At 70.6% G+C, this 18721-nt stretch carries 19 protein-coding genes; 7 read left to right on the top strand and 12 right to left on the bottom strand.

The window, feature by feature from the left end:
- Position 1: 1 nt before the first annotated feature.
- Entirely contained in the window at positions 2-2116 is a 2115-nt protein-coding gene (locus tag ACIQBL_RS28085) for an ABC transporter permease (RefSeq protein WP_401945955.1), read from the bottom strand.
- Between the two features lie 210 nt (positions 2117-2326).
- On the opposite strand from ACIQBL_RS28085, the gene ACIQBL_RS28080 reads away from it, so the two are divergent.
- From ACIQBL_RS28080 to ACIQBL_RS28065, 4 genes are read left to right on the top strand one after another with little or no spacing between them, the layout of a single operon-like run.
- Positions 2327-2722 carry a nuclear transport factor 2 family protein gene (locus tag ACIQBL_RS28080; RefSeq protein ID WP_033282975.1) on the top strand — a complete coding sequence of 132 codons (396 nt, stop codon included), beginning with the start codon at positions 2327-2329 and terminating at the stop codon, positions 2720-2722.
- Complete coding sequence (locus ACIQBL_RS28075) at positions 2719-3834, top strand: acyl-CoA dehydrogenase family protein (RefSeq protein WP_401945953.1); 1116 nt, start codon at positions 2719-2721, stop codon at positions 3832-3834. Before ACIQBL_RS28080 ends, ACIQBL_RS28075 begins: the two co-directional genes overlap by 4 nt.
- A gap of 2 nt (positions 3835-3836) precedes the next feature.
- Entirely contained in the window at positions 3837-4625 is a 789-nt protein-coding gene (locus tag ACIQBL_RS28070) for an acyl-CoA dehydrogenase family protein (RefSeq protein WP_401945952.1), read from the top strand.
- A 20-nt stretch (positions 4626-4645) separates the two neighbouring features.
- Positions 4646-5449: an acyl-CoA thioesterase gene (locus ACIQBL_RS28065; protein ID WP_401945950.1), complete on the top strand. Its 804-nt coding sequence runs from the start codon at positions 4646-4648 to the stop codon at positions 5447-5449.
- Between the two features lie 28 nt (positions 5450-5477).
- Here the strand turns inward: ACIQBL_RS28065 and ACIQBL_RS28060 are convergent, their stop codons facing one another.
- From ACIQBL_RS28060 to ACIQBL_RS28050, 3 genes are all read right to left on the bottom strand, one after another.
- Positions 5478-6239, bottom strand: coding sequence for an SDR family NAD(P)-dependent oxidoreductase (locus tag ACIQBL_RS28060; RefSeq protein ID WP_401945948.1), 762 nt, complete (start codon positions 6237-6239; stop codon positions 5478-5480).
- Positions 6240-6324: 85 nt separating this feature from the next.
- A complete protein-coding gene (locus tag ACIQBL_RS28055) occupies positions 6325-7473 on the bottom strand; it encodes a thiolase family protein (RefSeq protein WP_401945947.1) in 1149 nt (382 codons plus the stop codon).
- On the bottom strand, positions 7466-8881 hold the full coding sequence (locus ACIQBL_RS28050) for a class I adenylate-forming enzyme family protein (RefSeq protein ID WP_401945945.1): 1416 nt from the start codon (positions 8879-8881) through the stop codon (positions 7466-7468). Before ACIQBL_RS28050 ends, ACIQBL_RS28055 begins: the two co-directional genes overlap by 8 nt.
- Before the next feature lie 66 nt (positions 8882-8947).
- On the opposite strand from ACIQBL_RS28050, the gene ACIQBL_RS28045 reads away from it, so the two are divergent.
- The 3 genes from ACIQBL_RS28045 (at position 8948) to ACIQBL_RS28035 (ending at position 10781) form a co-directional block, all read left to right on the top strand.
- Positions 8948-9709, top strand: coding sequence for an SDR family NAD(P)-dependent oxidoreductase (locus ACIQBL_RS28045; RefSeq protein ID WP_401945944.1), 762 nt, complete (start codon positions 8948-8950; stop codon positions 9707-9709).
- A gap of 5 nt (positions 9710-9714) precedes the next feature.
- The gene (locus tag ACIQBL_RS28040; RefSeq protein WP_401945942.1) at positions 9715-10476 is read left to right on the top strand and encodes an SDR family NAD(P)-dependent oxidoreductase; all 762 of its coding nucleotides are present in this window, start codon (positions 9715-9717) and stop codon (positions 10474-10476) included.
- A gap of 122 nt (positions 10477-10598) precedes the next feature.
- Positions 10599-10781, top strand: a complete 183-nt coding sequence (locus ACIQBL_RS28035; protein ID WP_401945941.1) for a hypothetical protein — start codon at positions 10599-10601, stop codon at positions 10779-10781.
- Positions 10782-10793: 12 nt separating this feature from the next.
- Here the strand turns inward: ACIQBL_RS28035 and ACIQBL_RS28030 are convergent, their stop codons facing one another.
- Genes ACIQBL_RS28030 through ACIQBL_RS27995 form a run of 8 tightly spaced genes read right to left on the bottom strand, consistent with a single transcriptional unit; the run spans position 10794 to position 18702 of the window.
- Complete coding sequence (locus ACIQBL_RS28030; protein WP_401945939.1) at positions 10794-11612, bottom strand: SDR family oxidoreductase; 819 nt, start codon at positions 11610-11612, stop codon at positions 10794-10796.
- Positions 11609-12064 (bottom strand): VOC family protein, encoded by a 456-nt coding sequence (locus ACIQBL_RS28025; RefSeq protein WP_401945938.1) that lies wholly within the window; start codon positions 12062-12064, stop codon positions 11609-11611. The genes ACIQBL_RS28030 and ACIQBL_RS28025 overlap by 4 nt, the downstream gene beginning before the upstream one ends.
- Entirely contained in the window at positions 12061-13119 is a 1059-nt protein-coding gene (locus tag ACIQBL_RS28020) for a CaiB/BaiF CoA transferase family protein (protein ID WP_401945936.1), read from the bottom strand. Before ACIQBL_RS28020 ends, ACIQBL_RS28025 begins: the two co-directional genes overlap by 4 nt.
- Positions 13116-14072, bottom strand: coding sequence for an LLM class F420-dependent oxidoreductase (locus tag ACIQBL_RS28015; RefSeq protein WP_401945934.1), 957 nt, complete (start codon positions 14070-14072; stop codon positions 13116-13118). The genes ACIQBL_RS28020 and ACIQBL_RS28015 overlap by 4 nt, the downstream gene beginning before the upstream one ends.
- Before the next feature lie 31 nt (positions 14073-14103).
- Positions 14104-14502, bottom strand: a complete 399-nt coding sequence (locus ACIQBL_RS28010) for a cobalamin B12-binding domain-containing protein (protein ID WP_401945932.1) — start codon at positions 14500-14502, stop codon at positions 14104-14106.
- Positions 14502-16103 carry a methylmalonyl-CoA mutase family protein gene (locus tag ACIQBL_RS28005; protein WP_401945930.1) on the bottom strand — a complete coding sequence of 534 codons (1602 nt, stop codon included), beginning with the start codon at positions 16101-16103 and terminating at the stop codon, positions 14502-14504. Before ACIQBL_RS28005 ends, ACIQBL_RS28010 begins: the two co-directional genes overlap by 1 nt.
- Positions 16100-17527 (bottom strand): FadD3 family acyl-CoA ligase, encoded by a 1428-nt coding sequence (locus ACIQBL_RS28000; protein WP_401945928.1) that lies wholly within the window; start codon positions 17525-17527, stop codon positions 16100-16102. The genes ACIQBL_RS28005 and ACIQBL_RS28000 overlap by 4 nt, the downstream gene beginning before the upstream one ends.
- The gene (locus tag ACIQBL_RS27995) at positions 17524-18702 is read right to left on the bottom strand and encodes an amidohydrolase family protein (RefSeq protein WP_401945927.1); all 1179 of its coding nucleotides are present in this window, start codon (positions 18700-18702) and stop codon (positions 17524-17526) included. Before ACIQBL_RS27995 ends, ACIQBL_RS28000 begins: the two co-directional genes overlap by 4 nt.
- Positions 18703-18721 lie beyond the last annotated feature (19 nt).

Below are 18721 nucleotides of genomic sequence, written 5' to 3'. Positions count from 1 at the left end.
ACTAACCTGCAGCGACGCCACGGGCCAGCACCTCCTCGTCCTCGGGGCGCCAGTCACGCCGTAGGCCCCACCACTCGACGGGGATCTCCGGCTCGCCGGGGTCGGCCTGCCGGGCGCTCGCCCAGGCGCGGAGCGCCACGGCGAGGACGAGTGAACCCCCGTAGTACGTCCAGTCGTTGATCACGTCGGCGAAGCGCAGCGCCCAGGCCAGGGCGAGGGCGCAGAGCAGGGCGGGCAGGGCGATGCGGTCGCGGGCGAGGGGCTCCCACTGCCGGCGGAGGCGGGAGACGATGCCGTCGGGGTTGTGGCCGAGTCCGACGCCGGCCAGGCCGGGAAGCAGGGCGACCAGGTTCGCGGTACCGGGGGCGATGGCGATCAGGGCGTTCGTCGGGGCGACGTAGGCGGTGCCGGCGAAGAGCCCGTTGCCGACCGCGCCGAGTCCGCCGACCACGGCGACGAGGAAGATCGGCAGTCCCGCGATGAGGCTGAACTGGTCGGCGGTGACGGTGCGTTGCTGCATTCCGTACAGGGCCCCGCCGAGTCCCGCGATGCCGGAGGCGAGGGCGAACACGGCGACCTTGGCGACCAGGAGGTTGCCGCCGAGGGTGGCGTACGCGGCCTCGCTGTCGCGCAGGGCGATCAGTCGCCGTCCGAAGCGGCTGCGGCGCAGGGCCGCCACACCGATGGAGGCGAGGGCGAGGCAGACTGCGGCGAACACCATCAACTCCCGCCCGCTGTCGAGCCGTAGACCGAAGAGGTGGGGTCCTGAGATGTCCACCGAGCCCTGGTCGAACAGGGCGATCCGCAGGCCGAAGACGTGGAACGCCGGGATGCCGAAGATCCACCGGTCGAGAATCACGGCGAACGCGGCTGTGCCCAGGGCGAGATACACACCGGAGAGCCGCAGTGCGGGGAGTGCGACCAGTGCTCCGGCCGCCGCGGAGACGAGGATCGCGGCACCGAGGGCCCACAGTTCGCCGTGGGCGCCGAGGTGTCCCCAGACGACGGCGCCGATGCCGGCCATGCTCAGCTGGCACAGGGAGACCTGTCCGGCGTACCCGGCGAGCGGGACGTACGAGAGGGCCACTACGCCCAGCGAGAAGATCGCTCCGTAAGTGATCAGATCGGCTTCTCCAAGGAGAGAGGCCAGTACCGCGCCGAAGGCGATGACGACCGCGGCGAAGACGAGGGTGCCGCGCGCGCTCGGCACCGGTACGCGGGCCAGCCGTCGCTCGCGGCCTCGCAGGCGTCGGTGCGGGAAGACCAGCAGGGCGAGGAAGAGCAGAAGGGCGGGGGCGGCGAGCCGCAGTCCGGGGAGGTACTCGTTCTGCGGCAGATAGCCGGTCAGATAGCTCTCCATGCAGCCGACGACGACGGCACCGAGGAAGGTGAGCGGCAGGCTGCGCAGCCTGCCGAAGACGGCCGCGGTGTAGGCGCTGACGATCAGCAGGGAGAGCTGGGCGGCGTCGAGGGTGACGGTCGGGGCGATCAGGATGCCGCCGATCGCGGCCAGTTGGGTGCCGAGGATCCAGGAGACCCGGCCGGCCCGGACCGGGTCGGCGCCGGTGAGGCCGACAAGTGCCCGGTCGTCGACGGCCGCGCGCATCTCGGCCCCGGCGCGGGTGCGGTAGAGCAGGACGCGCAGGCCGATGGCGACGGCGACGGCCACCGCCATGGTGATCGCCTGGTGCCAGGTGATGACGGCCGGGCCGAGGTGGAAGGGCTTGCGGGCGGCGAAGAACATCGGCAGGGGCCGGGCCACGTTCGGGTCCCAGATCCAGCGCGCGGTCGCGATCAGGCCGCTGAGCAGCGCGACCGTCATGACGAGCCGTTCGGCTTCGCCGAGGGCCTGGACGGGCCGCAGCACGAACCGCTCCACGAGCAGCCCGAAACCCGGGGCGAGTACGAGCAGCACCACGACCATCGCGACCGGAACGGGCCAGCCCCAGCCGACGGTCAGCTGCCAGTACATGAACGCGGACAGCATGCCGGCCGCACCGTGCGCGAAGTTGAAGACGCCGGTGGTGGTGTAGGTGAGCACGAGCCCACTGCCGATGACGGCATAGATCGCGGCCGTGCTCAGGCCGACGATCCCGAAGGTGAGGAACTGGTCCATCGCGTCGGATCTCCCCTCTCCATCGCTGGAAACTAGCTTCTCGTCTACGGAGAATCAACCATTCAGACAGAGACTGTTGACGTCGCCTTACATGGCATGGAAATCTGCCACTCATCTGAGAGAATGACATTCTCACTCATGGTGAAGGGTGGAAAGTCCTTGTCCTCCTTGCCTGTTCCGACTCCGCCCCCTGGTCCGACCGACGACCTGATGGAGATCCAGCAGCTCCTCGCCCGCTACGCGGTGTGCATCACCCGCGGCGACCTGGACGGGGTGCTGGGGGTCTTCACGCCCGACGGCACGTACAGCGCCTTCGGCGACTCCTACGGCCTCGACGAGTTCCCGGCACTGGTGGCCGCCGCGCCCAAGGGGCTGTTCCTCACGGGTACGCCGGCCGTCGACCTGTCGGGCGACACGGCGACCGGCACCCAGCCGCTGTGCTTCGTCGACCACGCCACACACGACCTGCGGATCGGCTACTACAACGACACCTACGTCCGCACGGACGAGGGCTGGCGGCTGCGCACCCGTGCCATGACGTTCATCCGCCGCAGCGGAGCGCACGACTCGGGCCGCCCGCACGCCTATCAGCGCCCGGGTACATGAACGTCGCCCCGGCGCCCGGGAACATGAACGTCACGGACTTCCGCGCGGGCCTGCGCGCCTGGCTGGACGAGCACGACCTGTCCCCCGGCCCCGACCACTCCCTGGACGCCCAGGTCGCTCAACTGGCCCGGGTTCGCCGGGCGTTGTACGACGCGGACTGGATGCGGTACGGCTGGCCCGCCGAGGTGAGGGGGCTCGGCGGGCCCGCGGTGCTGAGGGCGGTGCTCGGCGAGGAGGTCGCCACCCGGGAGTTGGCCGAGCCGGGGATCTACTCGATGATCGAGGTCCTCGCCCCGACGATGATCTCGTACGCCCCTCCGGCACTGGCCGCCGAGATGGTCCCGCGGCTGCTCAGCGGCCGTGAACAGTGGTGCCAGGGCTTCTCCGAGCCCGGCTCAGGCAGCGACCTCGCCTCCCTCACCACGCGGGCCGTGCCGCGCGGCGACCAGTGGGAGATCAGCGGCCAGAAGGTATGGACGAGCCTGGCCCAATTCGCCGCCCGTTGCGTCCTGTTGACCCGCACCGCGCCGGGACACAACGGGATCACCGCGTTCTTCGTCGACATGGACACCCCCGGCATCACCGTCCGGCCGCTGCGCACGATGCACGGCGTGGACGAGTTCGCCGAGGTGTTCTTCGACGACGTGGTCGTGCCCGCAGACCGGATGCTGGGCCGTCCCGGCGACGGCTGGCGCCTGGCGATGGACCTGCTCCCGCACGAGCGCTCCACCTGCTTCTGGCACCGGACAGCCCATCTCTACACGCGACTTGACCGCCTGCTCGCCGAGACGAGCATCCCGGACGACGCCGAACTCGGCGCCGCCTACCTGGCGTTGCACACCGTCCGCTGCCGCTCCCACGCCACGCAGCGACGCCTGGCCGCGGGGGAGCGCCTGGGCGCGGAGACCTCGGTCGACAAGGTGCTGCTGGCCACGGCCGAGCAACGGCTCTTCGAGACCGTGCGGGATCTCCTGCCCGGCGTACTGGAGTTGACGGACTCCCCATGGCGCTCGGAGTACCTGTACGCGAAGGCGGCGACCATCTACGGCGGCACGGCCGAGATCCAGCGGAACATCATCGCGCGCCGACTGCTCGACCTGGGGAGGGAGTAGCCGTGGACGCCGCCGAACGGGATCTGCTCGCCGAGACGCTCCGCAAGACGATGACGGCGGCGTCGGGGCAGGCGCTGGACGCCTCCCTGACGGACCTCGGCTGGGCCGAACTGCTCGCCGAACACCCGGACATCGCTGTCCCGCTCACCTTCCGCCTGCTCGGCGAGACGGGCGCCCACGCGCCGCTCCTCAACGACGTCCTGCTCAGCGCGGCGGGCCGTCCGGTGGGCGGCACACTGCCACTGCCGTACGCGGGCGGTGGTACGTGGGTCGTCTGGGAGCGCGACGACAGTGCCGCCGGGACGGCCCTGGACCCCGAGCTGCCCCTGCACACCGTGCCCGCCGGACCTCCCGTACCGCTCGCCGCCGGCCGTGTCGCGCTCGGCTGGTGGCTGGTCGGAGCCGGCCGCGCCATGCTCACGCTGGCCCGCCAACACGCCGTGGACCGTGTGCAGTTCGGCCGCCCGCTCGCCTCCTTCCAAGCCGTACGGCACCGGCTCGCCGAGACCCTCGTGGCGCTGGACGGCGCCGAGGCCACCCTCGTGGCCGCCGCCGACGATCTGAGCGCGCTGCTGGCCAAAGCGGCGGCCGGACAGGCGGCACTGACGGCGGCCCGGCACTGCCAACAGGTCCTCGGCGGAGTCGGGTTCACCGCCGAACACGATCTGCACCGGCACGTACGACGGGCCATGGTGCTGGACGGACTGCTGGGCAGCGCACGGGAGTTGACGCGCGAGGCGGGGGCACTGCTGCGGGCCGGAGGGTCCGCGCCACGGCTCGTCCAGCTGTGATCGACCGAGGAGTGACATCAGTGACCGATCTGTGGAGCGACCTGCTCTCCTGCCTGGACCTCGACACCCTCCCCGGTGACGTGTTCGAGGGCCGCAACCAAGAACTCGGGTACCACCGCGTCTTCGGCGGGCAGTTGCTCGCCCAGAGCGTCCGCGCCGCCCAACTGGCCTGCCCGGACAAGGCGGTCAAGAGCCTTCATGTGCAGTTCGCGCGCGCGGGACGGCCGCAGGAACCGGTGCGGTACGAAGTGACGCGACATCATGAGGGCGGCTCCTTCGCCACCTTGACGGTGGTGGCACGACAGACGCAGGGTGTCGCGGCCGTGGCGGCCGTGTCGCTGCACTCGCACGAGGAGGGGCCCGACCAGCAGATCGCGTTCCCGATGCCTCCGGTACCGGGGGCGGAGCACGACGTGGACCTCTCGCTGCTTCCCTGGGACACCCGGGCCACCGTCGACGTGGACTCGCCCAAGTCGGAGCCGCCCGAGTACGACCTGTGGATGCGCACACCGACCGTCGCGCCGGAACTCGCCCCGGCGTTGACGGCGTACACGAGCGATCTGAGTCTGATCGGTACGGCGCTCAGGCCGCTGGAAGGGGTCACCCAGCACGATTCGGGAACGGCGTTCTCCTCCGCCGTCACCGCGCACACGGTGTGGTTCCACCGTCCTTTCACCACGGACGACTGGCTTCTCCTGCGCCAGCGGAGCCCGCTGCTCGCCCACGGCCGCTGCTACGGGCGGGGCGATGTGCTCACCGCGCGGGGTTGCCTGGTCGCCTCGTTCGCGCAGGAGGCGCTGCTGCGCTTCCGTACGGTCGCGTAGCGGCCCGTCCCCGCAAAGCCCTCGGCGCTCAGCGCATGACAGTCCCGCCGTCGACGTTGATGACCTGCCCGTTGATCCAGGCCCCCTCGTCGGACATGAGGTGGGCCACCATGCCGGCGATGTCGTCGGCCCGGCCGTGCCGGGTGCTGCGCGTGCGGGCGAGCAGCGCCTCCAACAGGTCGGGCGCCGCGCCCTCTTGGATGGCCTGCGTCAGGATCAGGCCCGGTGCGACAGCGTTGGCACGGATGCCCTGCCTGCCCCAGCGGGAGGCGACATGGCGGGCGAGGGCGTTGATGCCCGCCTTGGTCGCCGAGTAGGCGGGGCGCGCTGCCTCGCCGGTGAAGGCGGCGATGGACGAGGTGTAGACGATCGCGCCGCCGCCCCGGGCCAGGAGCTCGGGAACGGCGTACCGGGTGACGAGCATGTGGCCCCGCAGATTGACGGCGAAGGTGCGGTCCCACACCGCGAGATCCATGTCGACGACGTCGGTGTCCTTGGAGACCGCGCCCATGTCGCCCGCGTTGATGTGCACGGCGTCCAGACCGCCGTACGTCCGCACGGTGGTCCGTACGAGTTCGCCGACCGAGGCCTCGTCGGAGATGTCGAAGCCTGCCGCAACTGCCTGGCCACCGGCATCTCCGATGGCCGAGGCGGTCCGCCTTGCTCCGTCCACGTCGAGGTCGCCGACGACGACCCGGGCACCCTCGTCCGCCAGTCGCCGGGCGGAGGCGGCCCCCAGTCCGGTGGCCGCGCCGGCGACGAGAACGACCTTCTCCTTCAGACCTTCCACGCTGTTCCCTTCACTTCGCCGACGCTCTCCACCACCGGGACCGACACCAGGACGAGGACCAACACCAGGACCGAGAACTCGCCCGCTACGGCGCCGGTACCTCGATGACCGTGGCCGAGCCCATGCCTCCGCCCGCGCACATCGCGGCGACGCCGATGCCTCCGCCGCGGCGGCGCAGTTCGTGCACGAGTGTGACCAGCATCCGGGCGCCGGTCGCGGCGACCGGGTGGCCCAGCGAGCAGCCGCTGCCGTTGACGTTCACGCGGTCGGGGTCGAGACCGAGCAGTCTCACCGCGGCGACGGGCACGGCGGCGAAGGCCTCGTTGATCTCGAAGAGGTCGACGTCGGAGGTCGAAAGGCCCGCGCGGGCAAGGGCTTTGGGGATCACCTTCACCGGGGTGAGGCCGGTCTCGGCGGGGTCGGCGCCGACCGACGCCCAGGCACGGACTACGGCGAGGGCGGGCAGGCCCAGCCGGTCGCTGGCCACCACCAGGGCAGCCGCACCGTCGTTGGCGCCGCCCGCGTTGCCCGCCGTGATGGAGAAGCCCTCTATCTCCGGGTGGAGCGGTTTGAGCGAGGCCAGCTTCTCCAGGCTCGTGGTGCGGCGGGGGTGTTCGTCGACGGAGAACAGGCCGTGCGGTGTGTCGATCGGCACCAGCTCCGCGTCGAAACGCCCTTCGTCGATGGCGCGAATGGCGTTCTGGTGCGAGCGCAGCGCCCAGGCGTCCATGTCGGCGCGGCTCAGGCCCGCGCGTACGGCGGTGTTCCAGCCGACGGTGATGGACATGTCCAGGTTGGGGGCGTCGGGGCGGTCGGGGTGCGTGGGCGGGCTCCAGGGTTCGACCCACTCCCCGTCTACGCGGAAACGCTGTTTCGGGGACGTGGAAGCGGAGTTCACACCGCCGGCGATGACGAGTTCGTCCATGCCCGCGCGGATGCTCGCCGCCGCGCTCTGCACGGCGGCGAGACCGGCGGCGCAGTGACGGTTGTGGGCGAGGCCCGGTACGGAGGTGAGGCCGACGGTCAGTGCCGCGTGCCTGGCCACCACCCCGCCGCCGTACAGGCCCTCGCCGAGGATCACGTCGTCGACCGCGTCGGGGTCGAGCCCGTCGGTGGCGGCAGCGGCGGCGACGATGTGGTGGGCCAGGTCGAAGGCGGTGGTGTCGCGCAGGGTGCCCTTGACGGCGGTGCCGACGGGGGTGCGCAGAGCGGACACGAGGACTGCTTCAGGCATGGGTGGTCTCCAACTCGGCCAGCAGGGTGCGGCGCAGCAGTTTTCCGGTCTCGGTCTTGGGGAGTTCGGCGCGGAACACGATCGTGTCGGGCGTCTTGGAGGAGCGCAGCCGGTCCTTGACCCACTGGCGGACCTCCGACGGGTCGCCCTCGCCGACCACTACGGCGACGATCCGCTGCCCCCACTCGGGGTCGGGCACCCCGATCACCGCCGCCTCCACGATCCCGGGGTGGGCGACGAGAACGTCCTCTATCTCGGCGGGAGCGATGTTCTCGCCCCCGCGAATGATGGTGTCGTCGGCACGTCCCTCGATGAACAGGTAACCGTCGGCGTCCAGTCGGCCCCTGTCCCGTGTGGGGAACCAACTGTCCGCGTCGAGGGCGCTGCGTCCGCCGTACTCTCCGGAGATCTGGTCCCCGCGCACGAACACCAGCCCGGTCTCGCCGACACCGGCTGGCTTCCCGTCGTCATCGCGGATCTCGATCTCGACGCCGGGCAACGGCCGTCCCACGGAGCCGAGTCGCTCCCGTACGGCCGGGTCGGCCGACGCCAGTGCCGCGCGGTGGTCGTCGGGCCCCAGTACGGCGACCGAGGAGGCCGTCTCTGTCAGGCCGTAGGCGTTGACGAACCCTGTCCCGGGGAAGATCTTCAACGCCCGTTCCACCACGGGTCGCGGGGTCCTGGCCCCGCCGTAGGCGAGGCTGCGGAGCGTGGGTGTACCGGCGTCGTCGGCCGGGACCTCCGCGACGATGCGGGCCAGCATGGTGGGTACGACGAGTGCGTGCGTGACCCGCTCGCGGCGCGCGGTCTCCAGCCACTCCCCCGCGTCGAAGGCGGAGAGGTAGACCAGTCGGCGGCCGGAGTAGAGGTTCGTCAGGAGGTTCATCAACCCGGCCACGTGGTACGGCGGAACGGCCACCAGCGCCACGTCGCCCTCCCCCGCCGAGGCGAACTCCTGGGTGTTCAGGACGTACGCCAGCAGGTGCCGGTGGCGCAGCAGGGCCGCCTTGGGCTCGGCGGTCGTGCCGCTGGTGTAGAGCACCACCGCGACGGAGTCCTGGTCCGGGGTCGACTCCAGTGCCTCGGCGGCCTCTTCCGCGCTCAGCAGGGCGTCGAGGTCGGCGGGACGCAGCACGAGGGCGCCGGGGTGGCGGGTCAGGAGGCGGGCCAACTGGTGTTCGCCGAGGCGGTAGTTGAGGGGGATGAACGGGATGCCCGCCAGGGCGGCGCCGAACAGGGCCACCGGGTAGGCGAGGTGACTGGGGCTCAGATACAGCACGGCCGGGTGGCCCTGGAAGCGGTGCGCGGCGGCACGGGCGCGGGCGAGCAGTTCCGAGGCGGTCAGGGAGCGGCCGTTCGCCGTGACCACCGGTCGGTCGCCGCCCGAGGCCACCATCTCGAGAATCATGGTTATATTCATGAGAATGCTATTCTCGTCTCACTAGAGCGCTGTTCGCAAGAGAGGAAATCCTTGATGCAGATCAGTGGGAGCTCCGCGGTGGTCGTCGGCGGGGCGGGCGGCCTGGGCGAGGCCACCGTCCGTCGACTGCACGCGGCGGGTGCGAAGGTCGTCGTAGCCGATCTGGCCGACGAGAAGGGCAAGACCCTGGAGCAGGAGTTGGGTGTGCGGTATGTGCGCACCGACGCCACCTCCGAGGACGATGTCCAAGCGGCGCTGGCCGAGGCGGAGTCGGCGGGACCCCTCCGGATCTCGGTGGACGCGCACGGCGGCCCGGCGAGCGGTGGCCGGCTCGTCGGCAAGGACGGCTCCCCCCTCGACCTCGCGGGCTTCCGCACGACGATCGACGTGTACCTCACCGGCGTGTTCAACGTGATGCGCCTGGCCGCCGCCGCCATCGCCCGCCAGGAGCCCGCCGAGGGCGGCCGGGGTGTCATCGTCAGCACCGCCTCGATCGCCGCGTACGAGGGCCAGATCGGCCAACTCCCCTACGCCGCCGCCAAGGGCGGGGTCGTCAGCATGACCCTGGTCGCCGCCCGCGACCTCTCCCCGCTCGGCATCCGGGTCGTCACGATCGCGCCGGGCACCTTCAACACGCCGGCCTACAGCAAGGCCGGCGACCAGTTGGAGGCCTACTGGGGGCCGCAGATCCCGTATCCGAAGCGCATGGGGCTGCCGTCCGAGTACGCGGGTCTCGTGCAGCACATCGTCGAGAACGACTATCTCAACGGCGAGGTCGTCCGTCTCGACGGCGCCCTCCGGTTCCCGCCGAAGTAGCCGACATGAGTCAAGTGACGGGCGTGAGCGCGCAGTTGAAGGGCAAGGTCGCGTTCGTCGCGGGCGCCAGCCGCGGTATCGGCCGTACGGTCGCGGTGGCGCTCGCCGAGGCGGGCGCCTCGGTCGCCGTAGCCGCGCGTTCCGAGCGGGAAGGTCGGCTGCCGGGGACGATCCACTCGGTCGCGGACCGGATCGTCTCAGCGGGCGGGCGTGCTCTGCCGGTGCCGTGTGACGTGAGCGACGAGGCGTCGGTCGACGCGGCCGTCGCCGCCACGGTCGCGGAGTTCGGCGGAATCGACATTCTCGTCGCCAATGCCGGGGTGCTGTGGCTGGGCCCGGTCGAGACGACGCCCCTCAAGCGCTGGCAGCTGTGTCTGGACGTCAATCTGACCGGGGTGTTCCTGGTGACCCGCGCGGTGATTCCGCAGGTACGCGCGCGTGGCGGGGGCTCGTTGATCGCCGTGACGACCGGTGGGGTGGGCATGACGGACCGGGGCGCCAACGCGTACTGGGTGTCCAAGGCGGCGGTCGAGCGGCTCTACCTGGGGCTCGCCGCCGACCTGCGGAAGGACAACATCGCGGTGAACTGCCTGGCGCCGTCACGGGTGGTGCTCACAGAGGGCTGGCAGGCGGGCGGCGGGGGCCGGGAGATCCCGCCGGAGATGGTGGAGCCGCCGGAGGCGATGGCGAGGGCGGCCGTCCTTCTCGCGGGCCAGGACGCCTCCGGCCTCACGGGTACCGTCCAGCGCTCGGAATCCCTTGCCTGAACGGCAGTTGGGCCCAGGCACGATGCGCGGTGGGCACGACTGATCGGCCCCATCGGGGGCACACGGAACGACGAGCCACCGGGGTCACCGGTGGCTCGTCGTCCATCCGTAGGGGTTCTCAGATGCTTGCCTTCGTGGCTGCCGCGCTCTTCGTCATCGCTTTCCTGATCCGTGTCACCGAGACATCGACCCAGCTGGTCTTCACCCCGACGAGCCTCCTGCTCCTCGGACTGGCCTTCCTCGCCGCGCACTCGGCCGGCCTGGGGACGGGCTGGTCCGCGCGCCGCAGCGGACGCCGTCGCTGACGCGGCAAGGGGTTACCGGACCGCCGCGCACACCCCGCCATCGACGAGAAGGTCGATCCCGGAAACGAAAGCGGCCTCGTCCGACAGCAGGAACGCCACCGCCGCCGCGACGTCCTCGGCCCGACCCACCCGCCGGAGCGGCGTCTGCTCCACAAGAGCGGCCATGGCGGGCTGGGCCGAGGCCTCCTGTTGCCCCTGCGGGGTGTCGATGACACCCGGCGACACGGAACACACCCGGGCGCCGTGCGGCCCGAGCCGGACCGCCTCCCGCCGTACGAACCGGTGCACGCCGTGCTTGGCCCACGCGTACGCGAGACCGGTGTTCTCCACGGCCGGCCCGAGTGCCTCACGGAGCCGGTCGAGAAAGTCGTCCCGCAGGGGATCGTCGAGAATCGCCGCTACGACCGGATCGGCCGCCAAGTTGCCGAGGAGCGGGGCCATCGAGGCGAAGCACACCATCGCCGTCCCCTCGGTGGCGAGCGGGCGGAGCGCCTCGGCGAGGCGTGCGGTGCCGACGAGGTCCACGTCGAAGATGCGGCGCCAGTCGGCCATGGTGGGCGAGATCCCGGCGGCGTGGGAGACGGCCCTGAGGGTGCCCAACTCAGCTACCCGCGCCGCGAGTTGGGCCACTCCTGCCGTGTCGGTGATGTCGAGGACGAACGGCTCGACCGCCATCTCCCCGTCCGCGGCGGCCAGTTCCTTCGCCGCGGCGGTCACCGCCGCCTCGTCCCGGTCCACCAGCAGCAGCGTGTCCACCAGGTCGGTGAGCCGCCGCGCGCAGGCCAGTCCCATGCCGCGCCCGGCGCCGGTCGCGATGCCTACGGTCGTCATGCGTCCCCTCCTCCATGGCCCCAGAGCTTCTCCAGCCCCGGTCGCGCCACCCGGTCCACGAGTTCCACGAGCAGTCCGCTCGGAGCGCGCAGGAAGGCGAACGGCGCGCCGCCGGAACCGGCCCGGGTCGCCTCGGTCGCGAAGCCCTGCCGGGTCAGTTCGGCGGCGTCCGCGGCCACGTCGTCGGACCAGTAACCGACGTGGTGGACTCCACCGCTGGGCACCGGTTCCCACAGGGTTCCCGGGATCCGACGGATGATCTCCAGTCGGGGCAGCGTCCGGGAGTAGGCGCAGCTGATGTCGAGAACGGCGTTTCCGGTCGGCAGCGTCAGCGGAACCGCCCCGCCGATCTCGGCGCACCACTCGTACCCGAACGCCGCCGAGAACTCGGCCAGTGTCCCCTCGAAGTCCTCGACGACCAGCCCGAGATGGAACTGGTCCTCCGCCCTCATGACTCGGCCACCGCCCCGGAGACGTCATGCTCACCCAGCCGGGGCGGCGGCCCGTAGCCGGGCTCGTACCCCTCGACCCGCACGGAGCTGCGCACCAGCCTGAAGTCCCCCGCCGTCACCACGGCCTCCGGCGTCGCCGCCAGCGCCTGCGGCAGCGTCCGTACGGCGGCGGCAGGCACCCCGAGCGGACGCAGCCGCGCCTCCCAGGCCGCGGCGGTGTCACGGGCCAGGGCATCCGTCACGGCGGACAGCACCTCCTCACGCCGCTCGGCGCGTTCGGCCATGGTGGGGAATCCCTGGACGCCGGCCTCGGCGGCGAACGACTTCCAGAAGCCGTCGTGGGTGATGAAGAGCGCCAAGTAGCCCTCGGCGGTGGGGAAGAGCTGGGCCGGTACGTAGTAGGAGTGCGCGCCGAGCGGCAAGCGGCGCGGCTCGACGCCCTCGTTGAGGTAGGCGGAGGCACGGTAGTTGAGCTGAGACAGCATCACATCCCGCAAGGACACCTCCACTTGACCACCGCGCCCCGACACGATCTGGGCGAGCAGCCCCAACGCGGCTGTCAGTCCTGAGGAGTTGTCGGCCGAGGAGTAACCGGGCAGGGTCGGTGGAGCGTCCGGATCACCGGTGAGCGCGGCGACGCCCGTGGCCGCCTGGACCACGTAGTCGAAGGCGGGTTCGTCGCCCGCCTCCAGCCCGTAGCCGGTGAGCGCGACGCACACGATCCGCTCGTTCCACTCGCGCAGCACGTCGTACGTCAGGCCCAGCCGGTGGATGGCCGACGGTTTGAGATTGACGAGCAACGCGTGGGCGTCGGCGACGAGTTCACCGAGCCGGGCCTGTCCGTCGTCGGTCGTGAGGTCGAGGCGGACGCTGCGTTTGCCGCGGTTGAGGCTGGCGAAGTAGGCGTCGCTCACCTGGCGCGAGATGTCCCCGCCGGGTGGCTCGATCTTGGTGACCTCGGCACCGAGGTCGGCGAGCATCATCGTGGCGTAGGGGCCGGCCAGCATGTGGCCGACCTCCAGGATGCGGATGCCGTCGAGCGGTCCGGCGGTCATCGCAGGTCCGCGGCGAGGGCGGCGAGCATGTCGCGGGTGCGGTACTTGGAGGCGACGAGTTCGTCGCGGGTGTCGCCGATGGGCAGCAGCCGTACGGACAGATCGGTGACCCCGGCGTCCGCGAACCGCTTGAAGCGGGCGGCAATGGCGTTCTCGTCGCCCGCCGCGCACAGGTCGCCGATGTCGCGGGCGTCGCCGTATGCGAGAACACGCTGGTAGTTGGGCGAGATCTCGGCCTCGCCGAGGATGCGGTTGGCGCGCTCGCGGGCCTCGTCGACCCGGTCGGGGCCGCACAGGCAGACCGGGATGCCCGCGACGATCCGCGGTGCCGAACGTCCGGCGCTTTCGGCGGCCTTGGTGATGCGGGGGACGACGTGTTCGGCGACCGCGCGTTCGTCGGCCATCCACAGCACGGTCCCGTCGGCCCGTTCCCCGGCGAGGCGCAGCATGACCGGGCCGAGGGCCGCGAGCAGGACCGGCAGCGGGGAGACGGGGTCGAGGGTGAGTGGATTGTGGACGGTGAAAGTGTCGTTCTCGACGTCGACCATGTCCGTTCCGCCGAACGCGGCGTCCAGGACGTCCAGGTAGTCGCGGGTGAGGGCGGCCGGTTTCTCGTACGGCAGTCCCAGCATGTCCTGGATGATCCAGTGGTGGGACGGTCCGAGGCCCAGCGCGAGCCGCCCTCCCGCCGCGGCCTGGGCCGACATCGCCTGTCGGGCAAGGGCGATGGGGTGCTGGGCCTGCAACGGGACGACGGCGGTGCCGAGTTCGATCCGCTCGGTGCGCGCGCCCATCAGCGCGACGGCGGTGAGCGCGTCGAAGTCGGTCGGGATCTGCGGCACCCACACGGTGTCGAAGCCCGCCTTCTCGGCCCATGTCACGTCGTCGATCATCCGTGTGACCTTGCGGACCGAGTCTCCGCGCTCGGGCCCGATCATCACTCCGATGCGCACGCTGCCTCCAGGTTTTCGGGTCGCCGCAGGGTCATGGCGAGGTGACGGATGTCAGGGCGCGCATCTTGGCCACGAGGGCGTCGAGCGGTGTGCCCGTGGGAAAGACCGCGGCGGCTCCCGCCGTGAGCAGTTTCGGTACGTCGGCCGGCGGGATGGTGCCGCCCACCACGACGGCGATGTCCTCGGATCCGGTGGCGCGCAGGGCCTCGATCACCCGGGTGGTGAGAGCGAGATGTGCGCCGGAGAGAATGCTGAGGCCGACGACGGAAACGTCCTCCTGGACGGCGACGGCCACGATGTCGTCGACGCGCTGCCGGATGCCGGTGAAGATCACCTCGAAGCCCGCGTCGCGCAGCGTGCGCGCGACGATCTTGGCCCCGCGGTCGTGTCCGTCGAGCCCCGGTTTGGCGACGAGCACGCGGGCGGTCATCAGAACACCACCGGTTGCTGGAACTCGCCCCAGACCGCCTTGAGCGCGGCCACCATCTCGCCGACCGTGCAATAGGCGTTGGCGCAGTCGATCAGGATGGGCATGAGGTTCTCGGTCCCTTCCGCGGCGCGGGCCAGTTCGGCGAGGCGTTGCCGTACGACGCCGGCGTCGCGGGTGGCCTTGACGTCGGCGAGCCGTTTCAGCTGCCGGTCGCGGCCCTCCGCGTCGAGTTCGTACGTGGCGAGGTCGGGCGGGGGTTCGTCCGAGACGAAGCGGTTGACGCCGACCACCGGCCGGGTGCCCGCCTCGACCTCGCGGTGCGACTGGTAGGCCTCGTCGGCGATGAGGGTCTGCAGATAGCCGTCCTCGATGGCCCGGACCATGCCGCCGTAGCGCTCCAGGTCGTCCATGATCTCGACGATGCGGGCCTCGGTGGCGTCGGTGAGCGCCTCGACGAAGTACGAGCCGCCGAGCGGGTCCGCGACCCTGGCAACGCCCGTCTCATGAGCGAGAATCTGCTGCGTGCGCAGCGCGAGCGTCGCCGACTCCTCGCTGGGCAGGGCGAACGGCTCGTCCCAGGCCGCCGTGAACATCGACTGGACACCGCCGAGGACGGAGGCGAGTGCCTCGTAGGCGACCCGGACGGTGTTGTTCTGCGCCTGGGGCGCGTACAGGGAGGCGCCTCCGGCAACGCACCCGAAGCGGAACATGGCCGCCTTGTCGCTGGCCGCCCCGTACCGCTCGCGCACGATGGTCGCCCAACGCCTGCGTCCGGCACGGTACTTGGCGATCTCCTCGAAGAAGTCGCCGTGCGTGTAGAAGAAGAAGGAGACCTGCGGGGCGAACTGATCGATCGTCATACGGCCCCGGGCGAGCACCGTGTCGCAGTAGGTGACCCCGTCGGCGAGGGTGAAGGCCATCTCCTGTACGGCGTTGGCGCCGGCGTCGCGGAAGTGCGAGCCGGCGACCGAGATCGCGTTGAAGCGCGGCACTTCGGCCGCGCAGAACTCGATCGTGTCGGCGATGAGCCGCAGCGACGGTTCGGCCGGCCAGATCCAAGTGCCCCTGGACGCGTACTCCTTGAGGATGTCGTTCTGGATCGTCCCGGTGAGTTTGGCCCGTGGTACGCCCGCCCGTTCGGCGGCGGCGACGTAGAAGGCGAGCAGGATCGCGGCCGTGCCGTTGATGGTGAAGCTGGTGCTGATCCGGTCGAGAGGGATGTCCTCGAAAAGGATCTCGGCGTCGGCCAGGGTGTCGACGGCGACGCCCACCCGGCCGACCTCCTCCCCGACTTCGGGATCGTCGGAGTCGTAGCCGCACTGGGTGGGCAGGTCGAGGGCCACGGAGAGTCCGGTGCCGCCCTGTTGGAGGAGGTAGTGGTAGCGGCGGTTGGAGGACTCGGCGGTGCCGAAGCCGGAGTACTGGCGGAGCGTCCACAGCCGTCCCCGGTAGCCGGTGGCGTAATTGCCGCGTGTGAAGGGGAAGTTGCCCGGCGGGGGTGGCTCGGCGGCGATGTCGTCGGGGCCGTAGACCGGTTTGAGCGGCAGGCCGGACGCGGTCCGGACGAGGTCGTCGCCCTGGGGCGGTGTGGGAGGCGTCATCGCAGGAGGTCCTTCATCACCTTTCCGGTGGCGTTCAGCGGCAGTTCCGTGCGGAACTCCACGGTCCGGGGCACCTTGAACCCGGCCATCCGGCGCCGGCTCCACTCGATCAACTCGTCGGCGGTCAGCGGCTCCCGGAGGACGACGAAGGCCTTGCCGACCTGTCCCATCCGTTCGTCGGGGACGCCTATGACGGCGGCCTGGGCGACCGCCGGGTGTTCCATCAGGAAGCCCTCGATCTCGGCCGGGTAGGCGTTGAAGCCGCCGACGATGAACATGTCCTTCTTGCGGCCGACGATCCTCAAGTAGCCGCGCTCGTCGAGCGTGCCGAGGTCCCCGGTGTGCAACCAGCCGTCCGCGTCGATGGCTTCGGCGGTCGCGGCGGGGTCGTTGAAGTAGCCGCGCATCACGCTGTAGCCGCGGACCAACACCTCGTCGTCCTCGGCGATCCGGACCTCGACGCCGTCGCAGGGGGTGCCGACGGTGGTGGCGATGTCCTCGAAGGAGTCGCCGGGCCGAGTGGCCGTCGCTGTCCCCGCCTCGGTGAGGCCGTAGCCCGTCATGATCGAGGTGAAGGGGAGTTCGGTCATCACGCGGCGGATCAGCTCGACGGGGATGTCGGCGGCTCCGGTCACCGCAACTCGCAGTGAGGACAGGTCTCTTGTGCCTCGGTCGGTGAGCAGGGAGTGGTAGAGCGTGGGCGGGCCGGGCAGGACCGTCACCTTCTCGCGCTCGACCAGGTCGAGGACCTTCTCCACGTCGAAGACGGGTACGGGCAGGATGGTCATGCCGCGGATCAGCGAGGCGACCATGCCCGCCTTGAAGCCGAAGATGTGGAAGAACGGGTTGACGATCAGATAGCGGTCGCCTTCCCTGACCCCGGCCAGGTCGCACCACTCCGCGTACAGCCGGAGGGTCTGGGCGTGGGTCATAGGGACGCCCTTGGGCCGGCCGGTGGTGCCCGAGGTGAAGACGATGTCGCTGACCTGGTCGCCGGTCACCTTCCGCTCGAAGGGTGAACCGCTCGCCAGGAAGCCGGACTTGAGGTCGATGATCGGCACGCCGGGCGGTGCCTTGAAGTCTAGGCCGAGGAAGCCCTCCTGGACGAGAACGGCCTTCGCACCGCTGCGCACGATGATGTCGTGCGCCTCGTCCGCCTTGAAGCGGGTGTTCACGGGCACCACCACACCGCCCGCGGTCAGGAGACCGAAGGCGGCGACGATCCACTCGGCGGAGTTGGGCGCCCAGATCGCTACCCGGTCGCCCTGCTCCACGCCGGCCGACGCGAACGCACCCGCAGCCGCACGCACCCGCTCGACCAGCTCGGTGAACGTGAGGCGGAGCGGGCCGTCCACCACTGCTTCGGCGTCACCGAAGCGGTCGGCCGCGCTCAGCACCATCTGCGGGATGCTCTCCCAGGTCATACGCCGATCAGGCGGGCGAGGTTGCCGCCCATGATCTTGGCCTGGTCGGCCTCCTTCATGCCCTGGATGGCGTCGATGTAGGAGACCGGGTCGGCGAGCCCCTCGGGGTGGGGGTAGTCGGACCCGAACAGGACGCGCTCGACTCCGACGACCTCGGAGAGCGCGGCCATGTCCTCCTCCCAGAACGGGCTGATGTGGATCCTGTTCCTGACCTCTTCGACCGGGTCGCCCAGGAAGCCCTTCGGCTGCTTCTTGTAGGTGCTGGCCAGCTGGTCGAGCAGGGGCAGCAGCCAGGAAGAGCCGTTCTCGATGACCGAGACCTTGAGTTCCGGGAAGCGGAACAGGGCTCCGTGGCAGACCCAGGACGCGACCGCGTCGGTGACCGGGCGCCACTCGGACATCATCCGGAAGACCTGCGCCTGGAACGGCGTCATCTCCTGGCTCTTGCCCTCCCAGTCGCTGGAGTAGCGCGAGTAGCCGCTGTCGGAGGAGTGCATGGCGACCAGCACGCCCGCCTCCTCGACCCGCTTCCAGAAGGGGTCGAACTCCGGCAGCGCGAAGGACCGCGACCCGCCGTAGCCGGGGACCGGGGCGGGCCGGACGAGAATCGCCCTCGCTCCGCGCTCCAGGCACCACTCCAGCTCGGCGATCGCCTTGTCCAGGATCGGCAGGCTGATCACCGGGGTGGTGAAAATGCGGTTCTTGTAGTTGAACTGCCAGGTCTCGTGCAGCCATTGGTTGAGGGCGTGGACGACCACATGGATCAACTCCGGGTCGTCCCGCATCCGTTCCTCGACCAGGCTGGCGAGGGTGGGGAACATCAGGGTCTGCTGGATGCCCAGGTCGTCCATGAGCGCCAGCCGCGGGCCGGGCTCGCGGAACGCCGGGATCGACCGCATCGGCTCGCCGAACAGTTCCCGGTGCGACTTGCCCTCCGGGTTGCCCTCGCGGAAGTAGTCCTCCCACGCTCCGGGCCGGGCGACGACCTCGAACGTGGGATTGGGGATGTAGTCGCTGATCTGACCGCGGATGGCGATCTTCGTACGGCCCTTCACCTGCACGTACTGGATGGCGCTCGCGTACTGCTTCGGCAGGTACCGGGTGAGCGCATCCTCGGTCTCGTACAGGTGGTTGTCCGCGTCGAACAACGGATACGGCGGCACGCGCGATGGCATGAGATCCTCCTTCGCAGAT

Origin of the sequence: Streptomyces sp. NPDC088350 (genome assembly GCF_044753545.1) — a bacterium.
Lineage (GTDB): Bacteria > Actinomycetota > Actinomycetes > Streptomycetales > Streptomycetaceae > Streptomyces.
Note: the sequence above shows the minus strand (reverse complement) of the source record. Positions and strands in the feature narration are given on the sequence as shown.